A 19,150-nucleotide genomic window follows, 5' to 3' on the forward strand; every position below is an offset into this window, starting at 1 on the left:
TTTGAAATGAGGAGGTATTTACATGAAAGTGGAAATTTGGTCGGATTATCAATGTCCGTTCTGTTATATAGGTAAGCGCCGGTTCGAAGAGGCTTTAAGGCAGTTTGAAAATAAAGATCAGGTAGAGGTCTCCTTTCGCAGTTTTGAGTTGAACCCAGAGGCTGAGCGGGATATCAATATGACTCAAAATGAAATGCTGGCCAAGAAATACGGTATGTCTCAAGCACAGGTGGAAGCGAACAGCCAAAACCTGACTCAACAGGCTAAAGAATTGGGACTCGATTATCACTTGGACAAAGTGGTCTTAACGAATTCGTTCGATGCCCACCGCTTGATGCACTTTGCTGCATCAAAAGGTAAAGAGAAAGAAATGAATGAACGCCTATTTAAAGCTTACTTTACGGAAGGCAAACATATTGGCGATCACGCTACATTGGCAAGTTTGGCTGAAGAGGTTGGCCTTGAAAAGTCCGAGACGGAGTCCATGCTGACAGGAACGGCATTCACGGCAGAGGTTAGGGGAAATGAGCAAGAAGGAAGCCTGCTTGGCATTACAGGAGTCCCATTCTTCGTCATTAATCGGAAATATGGAATCTCCGGCGCCCAGCCAACGGAAGCATTCCTCGATACGCTAAAAAAAGTATGGGCTGAGGAAAATCCGCTTACGATCGTGAATGATCCAGCAACAGGCGACGCTTGTACGGACGGTTCTTGTAACGTAAAGGAAAAATAGAAGGTGAAGAAGGAGGCCCCAAACTGGGGTCTCCTTTTTCTTCTTAAGGCTCTTTTCGTAAAGATTGTTGTTTTTAAAACGAAACCATTTAAGGTTGATTGGAGCGGAAGTGCGAGACTCCTGCGGGAGCAGCGGGACAGGTGAGATCCACAGGTGTTTACGCCGAGGAGGCTCACCGCCCGCCCCGCGGAAAGCGAGCATCTGGAGGGGAAATCAACCACACCTCACTATTTGGTAAATAGCAACAAAGTATGTGAAAACAGCCTTTCTTAAAAAGGAAATGTCATGTATGGCAAAGAATATAGTGTACAGGATGGCTTTTCCAAAAAAAGTCCGAAATGAAAGGGAGTTAAAGATGTATATAATGATTGGAATACTAGTCTTCGTGATTGCATGTGCAGTAATTGCCAAACTAATTTCCTATAAATATTGGACATGTATTTATACAGCATTCGGGAATGAAAATTATTATAAGGCGGTTGCGAAATTGGAAAGGGAAGGGATACCCTACAAAACGAAAACGCCTATGAATTTAGGCACTGAAAACTTCCAGAATCGTCATGAAACCACTCAATATGATGTTTTTGTAAAAAAGGAACAGGAGCATATTGCCCAAAGGGCGATAAATAAGAATTAACAAAAAGTTAAATCGTTGAAAATCGCTGTCCTGAAGGCAGCTTTTTTGTATTGACTGAAAAGATAGATGAGGGAATTGAAGCAGGCCATGTTTTGCTTTTTTGGAAACTCACGAGTATTTACTCGAAATTGACGAGTAAAAGCTCGAAACTCACGAGTATATGTTCGAAACTCACGAGTAAAAGCCCAAAACTCACGAGTAAAAGCTCGAAACTCACAAGTAAAAGCCGAAAACTGACGAGTAAAAGCTCGAAACTCACGATTATTTGCTCCAAACTCATGAGTAAAAGCCTAAAACTCACGATTATTTGCTCCAAACTCATGAGTAAAAGCCCCAAACTCACGAGTAAAGGCCCAAAACTCACGAGTAAAAGCTCGAAACTCACGATTATTTGCTCCAAACTCATGAGTAAAAGCCCCAAACTCACGATTATTTGCTCCAAACCCATGAGGGCGAGACTTATGAAAAGCAAAATGCTGCTCTTCCATCTTTCCGCTGAATTCATATAAGATAAAAGAAAGAAAAAGCGTTGTTTTTGATATGGAATCCGTTTTTTATAGTTTCAAAGACTGAAAATTTGTATAATGGGTGAGATGGATTTAATTGAATGTACATATAGGAGGGGCATGGATGAGTAAGCTTAATGGCAGGACCGTTGCTTTATTGGGGGCGCGGAAGACGGAAGAACTTAGTAAAATCGTTCAAAATCTTGGGGGAGTCCCGGTTGTTCGCCCGGCACAGGGGACGGTTTTCCTTGATGATTCCCATTTGGAAGAGGATGTCACCCGGTTGATGGCAGGGGAGTTCGATTGGATCATTCTCACTACGGGAGTGGGAACGGAATTATTATATAAAACGGCAGTGAAGATGGAAGCGGGAGATCGTTTCATAGAGGCTTTGCAGTCTATGAAAATTGCAGCTAGGGGCTATAAAACGGTTAATATGCTGAAAAAGCTTGGCCTGCAGCCATTAATCCGTGATGATGATGGCAGTACGGCAGGGCTTGTTCGCAATCTGGAAGGCCATCTGCTTGGAGGTGTAAAGGTCGCTTTGCAGCTTCACGGCGATCCGGCGCCTCTTTTGATGAATTGGCTGGATGAACAAAAAGTGGAACATAAAGAAATCCTGCCATATGAACATATAGCGCCTGAAAAAGAAACGATGCAGCAGCTGATCAAAGAAATCCTTGAAGGCAAAATCGATTCGGTTGTGTTCACGAGTGCACCCCAGCCGCGAAATTTAATGAGATTTGTCCGTGAACAAGGCGTGGAGGATAAGATAGTCGGCCTGTTTGCATCAGATGTAATTGCTCTTGCGGTCGGAAAGGTAACGGCGCAGGTGGTGATCGATGAAGGGATCGATCGGGTCATATATCCTGAAGATCAACGGATGGGCAGTGCAATGGTGGAGCTGGTGAAATATTATCAGGGAATGGCAAGCAGATAGGGGTGAGTGCGGCATGACCAAGGGCAAGGTTTATTTTGTTGGTGCAGGTCCGGGTGACGAAGGCCTGATTACCGTAAAAGGCCAAAAAGCGATTGAAAAAGCGGATGTCATTTTATATGATAGATTGCTAAATCCCAAGCTGTTGGAGGCTGCCGCCTTCGATTGTGAATTGATATATTGTGGCAAGACACCTTATACTACTGGCATCAGCCAAGGGGAAATCAATGAGCTGCTTGTTTCCAAAGCACTGGAAGGGCATCGGGTCGTCCGTTTGAAAGGCGGTGATCCTGCCGTTTTTGGAAGAGTCGGGGAGGAAGCGGAATCGTTGAAAGATGAGGGAATCCCATTCGAAGTCATTCCGGGGGTTACGTCCAGCATTGCTGCATCCATGTACGCAGGAGTCCCCGTCACACATCGGGATTACGGACGTTCTTTTGCGATGGTGACGGGCCATGACCAAACGAAGAAGGATATAGATTGGAATGGGCTTGTGAGCATAGATGCGGTTGCCTTTTATATGGGTGTAGCCAACCTTCCGTCTATCCGCGAAAATTTGATCAATCATGGAAAGCCAGGGAATACACCGGCACTCGTCATTCAATGGGGCACTTATGGAAGACAGGAAAGTGTCGAGGGGACCTTGGATGATATCGTCGAACGGGTAAGTGGAAGGTCGCTTGGCAATCCTGCAATCACCTTGGTCGGGGATATCATTTCACTGAGGGGAAAACTGCAATGGTTCGAAAGGAAGCCGCTTTATGGACAACGGTTTTTAGTGGCCCGGACGGGGACGGCAAAAAGCGCTTTGGCGGAAGCCCTGTATGAACTTGGCGGCGAAGTCATCGAGTTTCCTAAATGGAATGCGGCAAAAGTGAAAATAGAAGAAAGTCAGCTGCTCGCTTTTCTTTCGTATGATCGAATTCTCTTCACTTCGCCTGAAAGTGTCCATGGATTCTTGGATTCACTCACTGAACAAGCTATTGATTTCCGCCGGATTTCTTCTAAACTATATGTGTTATCAAGGAAATCGAAAAAGGCTTTGCAGCAACGGGGTCTGACGGCCGAGCTCAAATCCGGGATGCCGGAAGCCGGAACACTGTTAGTTGTTGGGGATCGAGACAGGGAATTTAGAGATCCTGCACACGGGGACGGAGACTATATTCAAACAATCGCTAAATTTGTCGATGAAAGATTCCTTGAAATCTTTCCGAGAATGCTTGATGGGAAAGCTGTAGGAACGGTATTGTTTTCAAATCGGCATTCAGTCGATATGCTGATGCAATATGGGAACAAGGCAAACGTGGATGTTGAAGCGCTGCTAAAACAAGCCTCCATCGGGGGGATCGGGGAAAGTACCGGCAATAGACTTCAAGACTATGGATTTACATCTGATATGATGCCGAAAGAACCGTCTGTCGAACAATTGGTGGATTTGATCGTGAATAGGAATATTTTTTAGGCTCTGATAAAAACAGAGTCTATTTCCTTTGGAGGGCTTCGTTATTCACCTTCTATTAATATTGTTGGCGTTCAGTGTTAGTGCCAATCGTGTTATCATTTAATTACGGAACATCACGGAGTATGAAAAGCCCTCACTTACTGCTTTTATTGGCCGGAATTCATTCAAAGGCAGGAGGTGACTTCATGTTTAATATTGGTGATATTTTATGGCAATTTTTCTACCTTGCCCTCCTTGTTCTGTTATTCGTTATGGTTGTGAAGGCGGTCAGTTTCTTTATAAAGCATATGACAAAAATGAATAACCTGGATAATACATGAGATGAATTACATGAACGATTGAAAAAGAAGGATGAATGAAGGCGAGGCAGGGGTGGGCATTAAACGGAATTGGACGAATTCACCAAATGGACACTCAATTTTGAGGGGTAAGGAATAAAAGTCTTTTATTCCTTCACAGATTGGGTATTATATATATGTGACTTTTCCAGGGAGGCGAAGTAAATGAAACGGACATGGGAATACGCATTAAGTATCATAGGCGTGAGTATCGCCGCGATTTTTTTAATCGTGACGATCATAGCGGCCGTTTATCTCAACAGTATCGATTTGAAAGAAATGATGGACTACTCATTAATGACAGATTCTGAGTTTTCCTCGTCTGAGGTAGATATGTCAATCAAGTTATTCATGGGCATGCTTTGGGTGGGGATCATATCGCTGTTCATTGCCCTGGCAGGCGGTTTGATCGCTATCTTTCTATTAAAGGGCGGCAAGGCGAAGGGAGCCGGAATCTTATTGATCATTACGGGCATTCTGACGATTTTTCATGTTTGGCCGCTTATCTTCTTCATCATACCGGGTATCATGTGCCTTGTAAGGAAGCCGAGGGAAACGGTGGAAGTGATCGAATGATCCGGCATCGTACATAGTTTTGTGATTGAAAACAAAGGAGCTTTCCCGATAATGCGGGTAAGCTCCTTTTATGCCGTAGGGATATTTTAGGAGAAAATACCTTATTATACCTGAAATCACCAGTCTATCATGTTACTATTATTATAGATTTAAATAAAAATAGACTGGAGTTCGATCGATGAAGATACCTTTAATGAAGATTGGGGCACTGACCTGTTTAACACTCGGTTTGTTCAATGGACAGGCTTTTGCGGAGTCTGGAATAACCAATGCGTGTTCATCATTCGGTGAGATTCAACCCAATGAAAATCCTTCCCATAAGCAGATCAACTGCTTACTGACGAATGCGGCAATAGAGGCTGAAATCCCCCCTGAAGTGGTAAAAGCGGTGGCTACGCAGGAAAACGGGGATTGGAGGCAATTTAATGAGGATGGTAAACCGATCATATCCGACGATGGCGGCATCGGTCTAATGCAGCTTACCAATAAAAGTGGGTATGACCAGAAAAAGCTGGAAAATGATATGGTCTACAATATCGGGGCTGGCGTCGAGGTCCTGAGTGGCATGTATTCAAGAAGGGATTTACCCAAGATCAAAGGTGCAGGGCGCAGGGTCATCGAAAATTGGTATTTCCCTGTCATGGCTTACAATGGGACAAAACCGGTGAACAGTCCTCTTTACCAGGAAAACGGGAAAATGAATGTGAATGCGTACCAAGAGGAAGTTTTTGCTGAGATAGAGAACCAAAGTTATTTGAATGATACGAAACTGGCAAAATATCCATTCAAAACTTCTGACTTTCAATATGATCGGGACAGCACGGAAAATATCGTCTTTAAAAATCTTGAATACACCCTGACAGATCCAACGCATGACTCTGTTTATTGGTTCAGGGCAGGAGACAAAGTGGTGACGACATCGAGCGCGAATATCAGGAAAGATATAAGCACTACGGCAGGTGCAGTAACTGTTCCGCCAAATAAAAGCTTGATCATCACAGGGGATTTTGACTATCACGAATCTAAGGGAAATAAATTTGTCTTTTACCCCGTACAAACGGAAGACAAGAGTATTAAGGGGTATGTTTCATCAGCTTACATCTCCAATCGGCCATCGATTGTCAAGGATACGAATAAGCCTGTGATTTCAGGGACTGCCGGTAAAGCAATTCCAATCAACTCAACTTTCAATCCTAAAACCGGCGTAAAGGCGAAGGATGATAAAGATGGTGACTTAACGAATGTCATCCGAGTTGAAGGTAAGGTCGATACCAACAAAGTGGGCACCTATAATTTGACTTATACGGTAGCTGACAAAGCTGGGAATGTTTCCAAGGTCACAAGGAAAATAACCGTTTATGATCAAGTCACGCCTGTCATTTCAGGTGCCGGGAACAAAACCATCAAACTTAATTCTTCATTCAATCCAAAAACAAACGTGAGTGCAAAGGATAATGCCGATGGAAATTTGACTAGTAAAATCAAAGTGACGGGTACAGTCAATACGAAGAAAAAGGGGACCTATATATTGAAGTATACGGTCACAGATTCATCGAAAAATGTGGCGACAGTCACAAGAAAGATCACGATAGATGGCACCAAGCCAGTCATCTCGGGAGCCAATAGTAAAACCGTTGGCTATTATTCGACATTCAGCCCTAAATCGGGCGTATCTGCGAAAGATAACCTGGATGGCAACATGACAAGTAAAATAAAGGTGACAGGTACGGTGAATACAAAGAAAAAAGGTACGTATACATTAAAGTATACCTTTCCGGCTTTTTTGAATAAGTATGATCATTTTTTTGTGGAAGAAGTATATTTTAAAAGGTTGAAAAAGAAACAGACTCACCTAAAAGTCAAGTCTGCTCAAAATTTGTTTATAAATTGTTCGAATCAGCTTTAAGAACTATAATACCAAAGAAAAGAAACACTTGAAGCTCCTAAAGTAGTGGTCGCACTATAAGTATATTATTTATTGTTTGTATAGCTTGTAGTTATTAGCTTACTACTACAATTTACATGACAATGTGTACCCTGGCACGGCATAGTCAAATACTTGAATAGGGGATAATGCTGTTAGATGATGCCCAACAAATAAAGCAACGCTGAATGGACAATTTAAAAATAAGTAAAACTCTTCAATCCCTTGTCTTTTTAAATTGTCAGCTATATCTTTAACATCTTTAGCGTATGCTACAGCTTGCTCATTGTTTTGAATACTTTCTTGACCAGGTCCAGAGGGTGGTAAAATATTAATCATCATACGGTAATCTGCATTAATTTTGTCGATGTGTTGTTTCACTGCGGCTTGGATATTATTTGTTACGCTCAACACAAGAACTGCTCTTCCACTTTCTGAATGATTTCCAGGTACTCGTTTAGAGATGGCTTTAAAATCTGTATCTACTTTTTCAGAAGACCATATTTGTTTATAGTGTTCTACCTCGATAATCGCACCTTTTGTTCGACTAAAACGGTTGCCAACTAAAAGCCCTCCAGGTAAACAAAGTTTAGAATATATACGTACGCGTCCACCTTTTTTAACCCAATCTTGTGACCATGTAGTTGTAGCAAATTGTAATTGAGGAACTAGCTCTTCAGTCCATGTATCTAACTGTGGAAGAACTCGAGGACTAGTTGATATATCAAAGAAGCTAGTCCAATCTAATTCTACGTCTGGTTGAAGAGGGTATTCCTGTTTTTCATAACCATGAATATGAAGAATCATCGCATCAGCCTTTATTGGCTCTGCTATACTAATTAAAAAGCTTTTGATATGTTTAAATACTGTGCTTTTTTCATCAACCTTACAAATACTTTTATGATTCTGATCCACGTTATAAATTTTTGCATCAAGATGAAGAGGTGATGCTGAAACTTTAGAGACAATACGGTCCTGTGCCCCATGGAAAGCAATCTGAGGTATTTTGTGCTTTAGACTATCTGGTAAAGCCTCAATTCCTCCACGTAAGAAATACTTATACCAATTTTCTTCTAATTTTTTAATTAACGGGTTTGCTTTTCGTAAAGAACGGATTTGCCTGTTAATAACCATTCTAGGAAGAGCAGAAGCTAACCCAGCACCTTGGAAAGGGACAGACAAATAAATGGCTCCTTTAACCTTTTTCAAATTATCTGAATCAAATTTCTCATATAGATTGATAATATATTGCTGAACAACCAATCCACCCATGCTGTGAGCTACAAAAACTATATTTCGATCCGGTAATTGTGCTTGAATGTCTGCATAAAGTAATTCTGCTATTTCAGGAAAATCATACTGTGGCATTGTTAAACCTGTTTTATATCCATAAGTGTAAAAGTCAAATCCTTTAAGAGCCGGATCAAGTCCAAGCAATTCAGGAAGGCATTTTGATAAGTCATCTTTTTTCCATGTATTAAAAGGGTGTCCATCTAGCCCATGAACAAATACTACTGCTATATTTTTCTCATTTTCAATAATCGAAAATAATTCGGCCTTCTTTACATCCATTATTTTCTACCTCCATTATAATATCCTTGAAAAGGCTTGATTAATTTTATAAATAATATTCAACGTTATTTTCTGAACCTAAATAAATAAATCCTTTATTTTTTACTTCATACTTACTCTTCATATGTAAAAGGGAACTTAGCAATGGAGACATTAGGGTGATTCTACAAAAAAGAAGAACATAATAGCTTAAAATCTAATCAAGAACTTTGTATAGAAAACGCAAAAGTTGATAGGAATAAAGATCTATAATTCAGTTCCTAAACCAAACATCTGTTTTTATAATATGTTTTACGTCAAAAAAGGTCAATGTTTTTTCAGTAATATCGATTTTTCTTTTTTTTAATCATTTTTTGTTGTTGTTTTAGTTAACAGTTTACTTTAATTAATCCAAATAGAATAAAGCTTTTAAGATAAAAAAATAGTAAAATGTAGAAAAAATTAGTAAAATAATATTATGATAATTACGTTGGAATAAAGGTTTTCATATGATATATTTCCTACCTATTTTCTTTTATTTAAATGTTAATTATTAACAAATTATTAAACGGAGGTATTGATTATATGGAGGTTAAATCTTACTTCACAGATTTTATATCAAACATAAGATTAACGCAGAATCAAACAAATGACTTAAAAACAGGTCATACAACTTTAAGAAAAAGGTTGTTAGAAGATGAAGATATTTCACCTATTATAATAAACACCTTTTTGCAAGGTAGTTATCGTAGGTCAACTGCTGTAAGGCCAAAAAACAACAGTAAATCTGATGTAGATGTAATTGTTGTTACTAACTTGAACTCGGAAGAATATACACCCCAAGAAGCTTTAGATTTATTTGTTCCATTTTTAGAAAAACACTACAGTGGCAAGTTTGAAATGCAGGGAAGATCGATTGGAATTGAGCTTAGTTATGTTGAACTAGATTTAGTTATCACATCAGCTCCATCAGAGATACAAGAAGAACTTTTAGAGTCTGAAAGTGTTTCTATATCTAATTCCTTAGAAGAACTACCACATTGGACGCTTACAAAATCTTGGACTGCTGCTAACGAAAATTCTAAAGAAGAACCTTCTTGGAAAAGTGAACCACTTTTAATCCCTGACCGTGAGAAGGGTAATTGGGAGCCGACAGATCCTTTAGCTCAGATTAAGTGGACTTGGGAAAAAAATACTGCTTGTAATAGTCATTATGTTAACGTAGTTAAAGCATTGAAATGGTGGAAGAAACTAAATCCTGATCCAAAATATCCAAAGGGTTATCCATTAGAACATCTTATAGGTAGTTGTTGTCCTGATAATATATCATCTGTTGCAGAAGGAGTAACCTTAACTTTAGAAAATATAGTATCGAACTATCCTACAAAACCAGAATTAAAGGATCATGGAGTACCTGAGCATGACGTGTTTAAACGTATTACTGAGGAAGAATACCAGGAGTTCTACGATTTAGTGTCAGGTGCTGCCTCATTAGCAAGACAAGCATTGGATTGTGAAGATAAAGTAGAATCTATAAGCTTATGGAGGGAACTGTTTGGATCTAAGTTTCCAGAGCCACCATCAGAATTAATAAAATCACAAAATGGCGCTTTTACTCAAAGGACGGGACCTACACCTTCTGTATCAGGTGGGAGATTTGGATGATAAATAATGTAGTCCCCACTGAATCACTACTAAGAGGGCGCAGAGCAACAGAATTTATAGAAGGAATAACTTTGTTAAATGACCTACAATGGAATGAATCCATAGAACAATGGATTCTCCATTGTTCTCTTTTTTCAGATAAAATAGAAGCAGCTATTTTACCTAAAAAGACGGAGTGGTATATATTAATTGATAATGAGTATCCCAAGGGGAATATTAGATTTTTTCCTGCAAAGGTCAACAGTTTTACTCAAACTTTTCCACATCAAATGTATAATGGCGAAGGTAATAAAGAGTTTCCTTGGAGATCTGGAATGTTATGTCTTGATACAAATGTTAGAACACTTGGTCGTTTTATTACAAACAATGAGCCTTTTGAAGAAGATAAACGTTTAAATTGGTATGTAGAAAGAGCTATACATTGGTTAATAGCTGCTTCATTAGATGAACTTACAATTGATAATGAGCCTTTTGAGTTAATTGATTTCCCTGAATCATCAGGATTTAAAATAGGTTTTTCAGAAAATCACCAATCATTTAGATACTGGAATTCTACTGATATTAAATTTGGTATTGCGGAATTTTCGTTAATTTTACCTGGTACATTTTTAATTAGACATTTCAAAAAACCTAATGGTCAGTGTTTTAGAAAAGTTACTTGGGGACAGTATGCTTCACAATTTAAAAGTCATGACAGAGTTTTAGGTTCGTGGCTTCTTTTAAACGAAGTTCCGTTTTTAAAACCATGGCAGGCCCCATCAACATGGGAAGAACTAGAGACTGTTTGTGCTAATCAAGGAATTGATTTACTAAAAAGATTAAATTTCTTAAAAAACAAATATAATTATCGCAATAAAATAGCACATATATTATTAATTGGATTTCCTATAAGAAATAAATTAAATGATAAGAATTCAGAAATATTTTGGAAAGGTATAGAGATACCTATTTTATTTGATCTTAAAGCAGTGCTTAAGAGAACTCAATTAAAAGGAAAGAAAGTTATAACTAATAAATCAACGAATTACATAAATAAACATAGAAAAATTAACTGGATGCATTCATTTAATTGGTCTAAAGAATCGATTATGAGTCGTGGAATGTTTCCTAAAACCTTAACTTCCTCAAAAGTTCTACAAATTGGGGCGGGCGCCCTTGGATCTTCTGTTGGAGAACTGTTAACGAGAGGTGGGGTAGAAAAATTAGGAATTATTGATTTTGATTCGTTAGAAATGGGTAATGTCACTAGGCATACTCTTTTACTTAATGATATAGGCAAATATAAAGCACAATCATTGGGAGATAGGCTTAATCAATCTTCACTGCATAGTAAAGTAACATCATTTAACAGCTCCATAGAATATAATCTACACTATAATAGTGAAGAGTTGGAAAAATATAATTTGATTCTGGACTGTACAGGTGATGATGATGTACTAGATTATTTAGAAAGTTATAAATGGTCATGTCCAAAAAGATTTGTTTCTATTTCTTTAGGATTTGGAGGAAAACGCTTATTCTTTTTTACTAGTATAGGTTTAAATTTCCCAAATGAAATTTTTAAGAAAATGATTCGTCCATGGTTAATGAAAGAACAAGATCAGTACGAAGGGTATATATTTCCTAGAGAAGGCTTGGGGTGCTGGCATCCATTGTTTCCAGCCAGAACTGACGATGTTTGGATAATGGCTGCAACTGCTGTAAAGAAGCTTGAAAGAATTTATCAAGAACAAAATATTCCTGTTTTTAGTGTCTATGAGCAGCAAGTAAGTTATGGGACGTTCGAAGGTCTAAAGCTAGTTGAAGAAGTGAAACTTGATGGGTGAAATAATTTTTAAAGATAAAGAAAATATATACAAAACTTCTATAGATAAAAAGTTAATGGACGAAATCTATAAAGTATGTCAAGGCGCATTACCTAATGAGACCGGTGGTATCTTGGTAGGGTATTATACAGAAGATTGTAACCTTGCAGTTATTACTAAAATATTAAGAGCACCATCTGATTCGAAAAGTGGTCCTACATGGTTTTTTCGAGGCATTCATGGTGTTAAACGGAAACTAGATGCATTATGGAAAGAAAAAAAACAATTTTATATTGGCGAGTGGCACTATCATCCAAACAGTTCTTCAAACTTGAGCTATCAAGATATCAAACAAATGACCTCTATTTCCAACTTACGTTCCTATAATTGTCCGGAACCAATTTTATTAATAGTAGGAGGGAATTCTTTGGCATGGGAGAATAGTGTTTATGTTTTCCCTAAAGGTAGAGATTTTGTATATTTAAAGAATGAAAATTTCCTTAATAAATAATTAGATATATACATTAAGATAATATGAAAAAACAAATATCTTTCCATTTAGATATTTGTTTTTTTATGTATGTCTTTTTATAATAAATAATTTGAATTTTAAAATAGCAATAATATTTTCGATAAGTAAATATCAAATTATTTATTGAATGATTTAACTTTTATCATCTATATAAAGTGTAGACAAATGAGGTATTTTATTTCTTCATATACCACTCCATCCTCTACTTCCCTTTTAAGAAATTATTATATCTAAGATAATTAAATGCAATATGCAGAAGTATTTAAAGTTTATATGTTTTTAATAAGATAAAATAAATCAAAATACAAAATTAACGTATTTTATATTTGTGAGTAAACAGATAAACTACGTTATAAAAATTAAAGTTTTATCATTTACTCTTAGTGACGATAAATACGCACTTTTTCTACATTATAGATAATAGATAAAACTTATTTTTATAAAAGGTTTTATTGTTTATATAGGTTACTTAAAAACATTTGTAAAATTCGTGTGTTAAATTAAAGGTGTTCATATAGTGCTTTTACACTTAAACGAACATCAAAAACCGTTCGCTAATTGAATTTTATTTTTGTTCGCAAAAGTATACAATCACCGATTCATCGAAAAATACTGCAACAGTCACAAGAAAGATCACGGTAGACAGCACAAAGCCGGTCATTTCCGGTGCCAAGAGCAAAACCATTGCCTATAACTCGACATTCAATCCTAAATCAGGTGTATCCGCAAAAGATAATCTTGATGGAAGCTTAACAAGTAAGATCAAAATAACAGGGACTGTGAATACGAAGAAAAAAGGCACCTATACATTGACTTACACAGTTACGGATAAATCGAAGAACAAGGCGGAAGTAAAAAGGAAAATCACCGTTAAATAGAAGGCCAACAAGGATTCCCTGAATAGGGGAATCCTTTTTTTGATGTCTGAATGTGTTTGTCTGAAAGATAGGCATATATAATAGTAGAAAGTGCCCTCAAGGGTGGAGTGGGTATTGATAAAAATGTTATAATTGTAAAAACATGTAATGATAGTGATCTGAAGGGGGATTGTTTATGGGCAAAGAACACGGGCATGTGAACTGGATGGATCAGATTTTTAAAGAATATGAAAGAGAAGGCGGGCTGAAGAATAATCCGGGCTTTGGTAAACCGCTTCCGCAGTCGGCGCTGTCGGGAAATATATATGACAACTTCTTGACGAAGGCCAAGGATGCCGGCTTCCTTCCGCTTTGGATAAAATGGCAAAAAGAAATTCGCGAAGAGCTAGCCGAATTGGTTCGATTGAAAAAAATGAATGGAACTGAATCTGAATTAATGAAACGAATGGGTGAAATAAATGAGAAAGTCCGTACATATAATGCGATTTGTCCAACCAAAATGCAGCGCAGGGAAATAGAGATGGAAAGCATCGAAATCCAGTATGAAAAATGGAAGTAAATGATATTGTGTAAAATGTGGGTGTTTGTATGACGTGATCATGAATGGATTATGTTATAATGGCATGAATAAAAAACAGAGAGAGGGACTTCGATTGGAAAAAAGAAAAGAAGTTTTTTCATGGATAAAAGCGATATTGATTGCAGTCATTCTAGCTTTTTTAATTCGAACGTATATTTTTGCACCGATTGTCGTGGACGGTGAGTCAATGATGCCGACTCTGCAAGACCACGAAAGAATTGTTCTTACCAAGTTTGGAACGGATATCGATAATATAGACCGGTTTGATATTGTCGTTTTTCATGCAACGGTAGATAAAGATTATATAAAAAGGGTTATCGGTCTGCCAGGTGACCATATTGAATATAAAGACGATACGCTTTATATTAATGGGAAAGCTTATGAAGAACCATACTTGGACAAATATAAGAATCAGATGACATCAGGAGTGCCGCTGACTGAATCCTTCAAGCTCGAAGATATTACAGGCAGCATGACAGTGCCGGAAGACCAGTTGTTCCTTATGGGGGACAATCGCCAAAATAGTTTGGATAGCCGTGAAATTGGCACGATTTCCGTCGATGAAATCGTGGGCAAGGCGAATCTAGTGTATTGGCCGATCAATGAAATAAAGATTGTGAAATAAGAAGAAGCGGACTCAGGTATCGAGTCCGCTTTTATTGTTGCCGATTTTCATCCTTAATGAGGAAACTGTCATACAGGTATTTCAACAAAAAACGTGTCCATTCTTCTTTTTTTTTCTATTTTTTTTTTTGAAAATCAACTCATCTGGGTTAAATTAGGTTATCCTATTAAAAAGAAGTAATCACGTTACCCAGGCCCGCATAAGAAAATGGATTACTTTAATAAAGGGTGCTGAGATGGAGTACTTTAGATGGATATAGTAAAAGATTTAATATCAAACTATGGTTATTTTGCGATATATGGATTGTTGGCGATTGGGATTATTGGCTTGCCGGTACCCGATGAGTTCATGATGACTTTTGTCGGCTATTTATCATCCATTTCCGTTTTGAATGTCCAGGGAGCATTCCTTGTCAGTTTCCTTGGCTCGATATCCGGGATGCTTGTCAGTTATTTCATCGGAAAAAAGGTGGGGAAGCCTTTTTTGAGGAAGCATGGTAAGTGGATCAAAATGACCCCCGCGAGGTTGGAAAAATTGGAGAAATGGTTCAATAAATACGGTCCATGGACGATTATCATCGCCTATTTCATTCCAGGAGTCCGTCACTTCGCCAGTTACATTTCCGGTATGAATGGAATGGGGAAACGAAAGTATTTTATCTTTGCAGGAGCAGGGGCATTCAGCTGGTGTTTGGTATTTACGACTTTTGGCTATTTCATCGGTGTGTTAACTTAACTCATTACAACTTACCAAATTTTTTTATTGAATCAGAAAATCCCGTTTCTGAGTATTGGAAACGGGATTTTCCATTTCCGCTTTAATTATTGAGAGGAGTATCCGCCGTCGATGACAAGCTCGGTACCAGTTACGTATGAAGCTTCATTGGATGCTAGATAAAGCACGGCATTTGCAATATCCGCCGGCTGACCCAAACGTTGTAATGGAGTGGCCTAGATCATTTGGTTCACTAACTCTTTTGATTCTTCTGATTTTTGAGTCATCGGTGTTTCGATGATACCAGGGAATACGGCATTGACACGGACGCCCATGCGGCCATGTCGTGTTGCGGCAGCCTTGGACGGCACCTTTTGAAGTTCAAAAGTTATATGATCAACGAGCAATAGTTTAACTCCTTCAAGAATCCGTCAAGCATTTTATTTTCCGGCTTGGGAATGCCTGTTTCTTGCTGGGGAAAAGTGGAATCGCCATAACTCCTGCGGGTTGAAAGCGATATCAATCTTTCAATCTTCAAATTTTGAAACGTAAATTATTCATATCTAATGGCTTTTACCCGTTCTATTTAAAACGATCCACAAGTAATCTTGTAGAGGCATCTCGCTGGGGGGGCACCATAAGAACAATTCTAGTGATTAAAATTGAATACTGCTATCTTTTTGTACACTTAATCAAAGTTTTATAACGGCATTCCAATTTTAACTTTTCAGAACTTTCATGTACATAGGAGGTCATCATTTTATGAATAACAGAGCATATCTTTCCTTGGCCATCCCGCTTACGATTTCGACGATGAGTACGCCCTTGCTTGGTGCGGTCGATACGGCTGTGGTTGGAAAGTTGAGTGATCCCGCTTATATTGGCGGGGTGGCTGTCGGAACGATAATTTTTAATACGATGTATTGGCTTTTTGGTTTTCTCCGGGTCAGTACATCTGCCTTCGCTGCACAAGCGGTAGGGGCAAGGGATGAAAAGCAAACCCTGATGGCCTTGATTCGGCCTTTTTTCATTGCAGCGATCATCGGTCTGCTTTTTATCGTGATCCAAAAGCCCATTTTGAATGTATCGTTAGGCGCAATCGGCCCGGAATCGGACGTTTCCGCCTTTGCCGCAGATTATTTCGGCATCAGGATATGGGGCGCACCATTTGCTCTATTGAATTATGTCATCTTAGGCTGGTTAATGGGGAAATCGAGGATAAAAACATCTTTGTTCATTCAAGTTTTCATGAACGTGATGAATATAATTTTATGCCTCGTTTTCGTTAATGGCTTTTCATGGTCTGTATCAGGGGTTGCTGCCGCTACACTGATATCAGAGATATCCGCTTTTTTACTGGGCTTGTGGGTCATCCGGAAAGCGGTTAACGTACCGGATTCTTTTTCATTCCGGGAGGGGTTCGATCGGGCTTCCTTGAAAAAAATGATGGTGGTCAACAGGGATTTATTCATCAGGACCATTTGCCTGATCACGGTTTTCAATCTTTTTACGGCCAAGGGAGCGACTTTCGGGACAGAGACCCTGGCGGCCAATGCCGTACTCATTCAAATCCATTATCTGATGGCCTATTGCTTTGATGGCTTCGCGAACGCGTCAAGTCTTCTGGTCGGGAAGGCGATTGGTTCGAGAGATATAAACCTTTATAAAAAAACACTCTCACTATCGGCGCGGTGGGGCTTGTATGTCTCGTTCATACTTGCCGCATCTTACTATCTTTTCAGCGATGAGGTCATTCTCCTATTCACGGATATTCCCGGCGTCATCGAATTGGCCCATGAATATGGACTTTGGATAGTCCTATTCCCATTCAGTGCCTTTATCGGCCTCGTTTTTTATGGAGTGTTCACCGGTGCGACTGAAGCCGTTCCAGTAAGGAACTCGATGCTTCTGGCATTAATGGCTTTTCTAATAGTCCAATTTGCAGCGGTCAGCAATCATGGCAATCATGGTTTATGGCTTGCATTCCTGGCTTTCAGTTTAGGACGTTCTTTGTTTTTAGCATTATATATCCCAAGACTGAACAGAAAAATAACAGTGTTAATGAATGACGATAGTCTGATGAAATCATCCTCTTTTTAAAAAAAGAGGGTGTTTTTTTATTTTTTAAGGAATTTTATCGGTAGTTTGATGTTAGCAATAATGCGGGAATACGAAGAATAGGTAGCAAGGCTTGGCGAATGTGGTAGGAATAGTGATAAAATGAAAAATATATATATAAAAGAGGAGTTGTCATATTTTGAGTGAATTGAATTGGCGAGAAGAAGTTGAAAAACGGAAAATGGACTTATTGCTGGACACACAAAACTTATTGAAAATAAAAAGTGTACTTGATGAAGAACACCCGACAGAGGAGGCACCATTCGGTAAAGGGGTGAAGGAAGCGCTTGATTTCATGCTTCAATTAGGAGAAAAAGATGGTTTTACTGTGAAAAATGTCGATAATGTCGCTGGTCATATCGAAATGGGGGAAGGCGACGAGTTAATCGGGATATTATGCCATGTCGACGTGGTACCCGAGGGCGATGGCTGGAGTTCGGATCCGTTTGGCGCTGAAATCCGCAATGGCCGCATATATGCCCGTGGGGCAATCGATGATAAAGGGCCGACGATGGCTGCCTATCATGCGATGAAGCTGGTCCGGGAGCTGGGAGAACCTTTGAACAAACGTGTGAGGATGATCATTGGAACCGATGAAGAATCGAACTGGCGCTGCGTTGACCGGTACTTTGAAGTGGAGGAAATGCCTTCGATCGGCTTCGCACCAGATGCTGACTTCCCGATCATCAGTGCGGAAAAAGGAATCTGGGATTTCTCGGTTATCCATCCTGCCGATGCAGGAAATGGCACGAACTCAGACGTGAATGTCATCGAGTTTTCTTCAGGTCGAAGGACGAATATGGTACCGGATTTTGCGACGGCTATTGTGGAAACGGACAAACCTGCTGAAGTGGCGGCAAACTATCAAGATTATTTGCAAAAGTATTCATTGGGGGGCCAAGCCGTTCCGCAAAAAAATCAAGTGCTGCTTGAAATGAATGGTGTCTCGGCACACGCGATGGAACCGAACAACGGGAGAAATGCAGGTCTGCATTTAGCCGTATTTTTAGCTGATCTCACTCTTGATCCGCATGCGAAAGCCTACTTCACTTTCATCAAGGATCGTTTGTTCGAAGATTCCCGCGGAAATAATTTAGGTGTAGCTTATTCGGATGAGCAAACAGGGGAATTGACGATCAATGCCGGCGTTTTCAATTATTCTAAACAAGGCGACAGCTCGATCGGTTTCAGCATGCGTTATCCGGTCACGTTTGAGTGGGAACAGCAAAAGGCGGCGCTGGAGGAAAAGCTTGCGGCATATAATTTGAAAGTGAAGACCAATTCGCATTCAACTCCACATTATGTGGACAGTGAAAGCTTCTTGATCAAGACGTTGCAGGAAGTGTACGAAGCGGAGACAGGTGATAAAGCCGAGCTTCTTTCGATTGGCGGCGGCACATATGCCCGTTCATTGAAAGAAGGCGTTGCATTTGGCCCGCTTTTCCCAGGCAGCGAAGACATTGCGCATCAGAAAGATGAATATATTGATATTGAGGATATGCTTAAGGCAACGTCCATTTATGCACGTGCCATTCATGAATTGGCTAAATAAGAGGCAAAGAGGGAGAA

Annotated in this window: 18 protein-coding genes and 1 pseudogene; 16 read left to right on the forward strand and 3 right to left on the reverse strand. The window is 39.2% G+C overall.

Annotation, left to right across the window (positions count from 1 at the left end):
- Window positions 1-22 precede the first annotated feature (22 nt).
- Together J7I90_RS09495 and J7I90_RS09500 are read left to right on the forward strand one after the other, a co-directional pair.
- Window positions 23-733 (forward strand): DsbA family oxidoreductase, encoded by a 711-nt coding sequence (locus J7I90_RS09495; RefSeq protein ID WP_214770886.1) that lies wholly within the window; start codon window positions 23-25, stop codon window positions 731-733.
- Between the two features lie 289 nt (window positions 734-1,022).
- A complete protein-coding gene (locus J7I90_RS09500; RefSeq protein WP_214770890.1) occupies window positions 1,023-1,370 on the forward strand; it encodes a hypothetical protein in 348 nt (115 codons plus the stop codon).
- 290 nt (window positions 1,371-1,660) lie between these two features.
- Here J7I90_RS09500 and J7I90_RS09505 read toward each other — a convergent pair whose 3' ends face one another.
- The gene (locus J7I90_RS09505) at window positions 1,661-1,858 is read right to left on the reverse strand and encodes a hypothetical protein (RefSeq protein WP_214770892.1); all 198 of its coding nucleotides are present in this window, start codon (window positions 1,856-1,858) and stop codon (window positions 1,661-1,663) included.
- 142 nt (window positions 1,859-2,000) lie between these two features.
- On the opposite strand from J7I90_RS09505, the gene J7I90_RS09510 reads away from it, so the two are divergent.
- The 5 genes from J7I90_RS09510 (at window position 2,001) to J7I90_RS09525 (ending at window position 7,095) form a co-directional block, all read left to right on the forward strand.
- Complete coding sequence (locus J7I90_RS09510; RefSeq protein WP_214770894.1) at window positions 2,001-2,816, forward strand: uroporphyrinogen-III synthase; 816 nt, start codon at window positions 2,001-2,003, stop codon at window positions 2,814-2,816.
- Window positions 2,817-2,829: 13 nt separating this feature from the next.
- Window positions 2,830-4,275 (forward strand): uroporphyrinogen-III C-methyltransferase, encoded by a 1,446-nt coding sequence (gene cobA / locus J7I90_RS09515; RefSeq protein WP_214770896.1) that lies wholly within the window; start codon window positions 2,830-2,832, stop codon window positions 4,273-4,275.
- A gap of 185 nt (window positions 4,276-4,460) precedes the next feature.
- Window positions 4,461-4,595, forward strand: a complete 135-nt coding sequence (locus J7I90_RS27755; protein ID WP_285289424.1) for a hypothetical protein — start codon at window positions 4,461-4,463, stop codon at window positions 4,593-4,595.
- A gap of 183 nt (window positions 4,596-4,778) precedes the next feature.
- Window positions 4,779-5,189, forward strand: a complete 411-nt coding sequence (locus J7I90_RS09520; RefSeq protein ID WP_214770898.1) for a DUF4064 domain-containing protein — start codon at window positions 4,779-4,781, stop codon at window positions 5,187-5,189.
- A gap of 178 nt (window positions 5,190-5,367) precedes the next feature.
- Window positions 5,368-7,095: an immunoglobulin-like domain-containing protein gene (locus J7I90_RS09525; protein WP_214770900.1), complete on the forward strand. Its 1,728-nt coding sequence runs from the start codon at window positions 5,368-5,370 to the stop codon at window positions 7,093-7,095.
- A gap of 105 nt (window positions 7,096-7,200) precedes the next feature.
- On the opposite strand, the gene J7I90_RS09530 is transcribed toward J7I90_RS09525, so the two are convergent.
- Window positions 7,201-8,685 carry an alpha/beta fold hydrolase gene (locus J7I90_RS09530; protein ID WP_214770902.1) on the reverse strand — a complete coding sequence of 495 codons (1,485 nt, stop codon included), beginning with the start codon at window positions 8,683-8,685 and terminating at the stop codon, window positions 7,201-7,203.
- Window positions 8,686-9,207: 522 nt separating this feature from the next.
- Here J7I90_RS09530 and J7I90_RS09535 point away from each other — a divergent pair.
- The 7 genes from J7I90_RS09535 to J7I90_RS09565 all read left to right on the forward strand — a co-directional run bounded on the left by J7I90_RS09535 (window position 9,208) and on the right by J7I90_RS09565 (window position 15,484).
- Window positions 9,208-10,329: an SMODS domain-containing nucleotidyltransferase gene (locus J7I90_RS09535; RefSeq protein ID WP_251025192.1), complete on the forward strand. Its 1,122-nt coding sequence runs from the start codon at window positions 9,208-9,210 to the stop codon at window positions 10,327-10,329.
- Entirely contained in the window at window positions 10,326-12,155 is a 1,830-nt protein-coding gene (locus tag J7I90_RS09540; RefSeq protein WP_214770905.1) for a HesA/MoeB/ThiF family protein, read from the forward strand. Before J7I90_RS09535 ends, J7I90_RS09540 begins: the two co-directional genes overlap by 4 nt.
- Window positions 12,148-12,645, forward strand: coding sequence for a Mov34/MPN/PAD-1 family protein (locus tag J7I90_RS09545; RefSeq protein ID WP_214770909.1), 498 nt, complete (start codon window positions 12,148-12,150; stop codon window positions 12,643-12,645). The genes J7I90_RS09540 and J7I90_RS09545 overlap by 8 nt, the downstream gene beginning before the upstream one ends.
- 680 nt (window positions 12,646-13,325) lie before the next feature.
- A complete protein-coding gene (locus tag J7I90_RS27325; protein WP_311380997.1) occupies window positions 13,326-13,544 on the forward strand; it encodes an immunoglobulin-like domain-containing protein in 219 nt (72 codons plus the stop codon).
- 175 nt (window positions 13,545-13,719) lie between these two features.
- Entirely contained in the window at window positions 13,720-14,103 is a 384-nt protein-coding gene (locus J7I90_RS09555; protein WP_214770912.1) for a DnaJ family domain-containing protein, read from the forward strand.
- A gap of 64 nt (window positions 14,104-14,167) precedes the next feature.
- Window positions 14,168-14,749 carry a signal peptidase I gene (gene lepB / locus J7I90_RS09560; protein WP_214770915.1) on the forward strand — a complete coding sequence of 194 codons (582 nt, stop codon included), beginning with the start codon at window positions 14,168-14,170 and terminating at the stop codon, window positions 14,747-14,749.
- Window positions 14,750-14,998: 249 nt separating this feature from the next.
- Window positions 14,999-15,484, forward strand: a complete 486-nt coding sequence (locus J7I90_RS09565; RefSeq protein WP_034309313.1) for a DedA family protein — start codon at window positions 14,999-15,001, stop codon at window positions 15,482-15,484.
- An 86-nt stretch (window positions 15,485-15,570) separates the two neighbouring features.
- Here J7I90_RS09565 and J7I90_RS09570 read toward each other — a convergent pair.
- A pseudogene (locus tag J7I90_RS09570) lies at window positions 15,571-15,828 on the reverse strand (SDR family NAD(P)-dependent oxidoreductase); the annotation flags it as partial.
- 397 nt (window positions 15,829-16,225) lie between these two features.
- Between J7I90_RS09570 and J7I90_RS09575 the strand changes: the two are divergent.
- The gene (locus J7I90_RS09575; RefSeq protein WP_214770918.1) at window positions 16,226-17,563 is read left to right on the forward strand and encodes an MATE family efflux transporter; all 1,338 of its coding nucleotides are present in this window, start codon (window positions 16,226-16,228) and stop codon (window positions 17,561-17,563) included.
- 157 nt (window positions 17,564-17,720) lie between these two features.
- On the forward strand, window positions 17,721-19,133 hold the full coding sequence (gene pepV, locus J7I90_RS09580; protein WP_214770919.1) for a dipeptidase PepV: 1,413 nt from the start codon (window positions 17,721-17,723) through the stop codon (window positions 19,131-19,133).
- Window positions 19,134-19,150: the final 17 nt, after the last annotated feature.

This window comes from Bacillus sp. ISL-57 (assembly GCF_018613135.1).
In the GTDB taxonomy this organism is placed as follows: domain Bacteria; phylum Bacillota; class Bacilli; order Bacillales; family DSM-1321; genus Peribacillus; species Peribacillus frigoritolerans.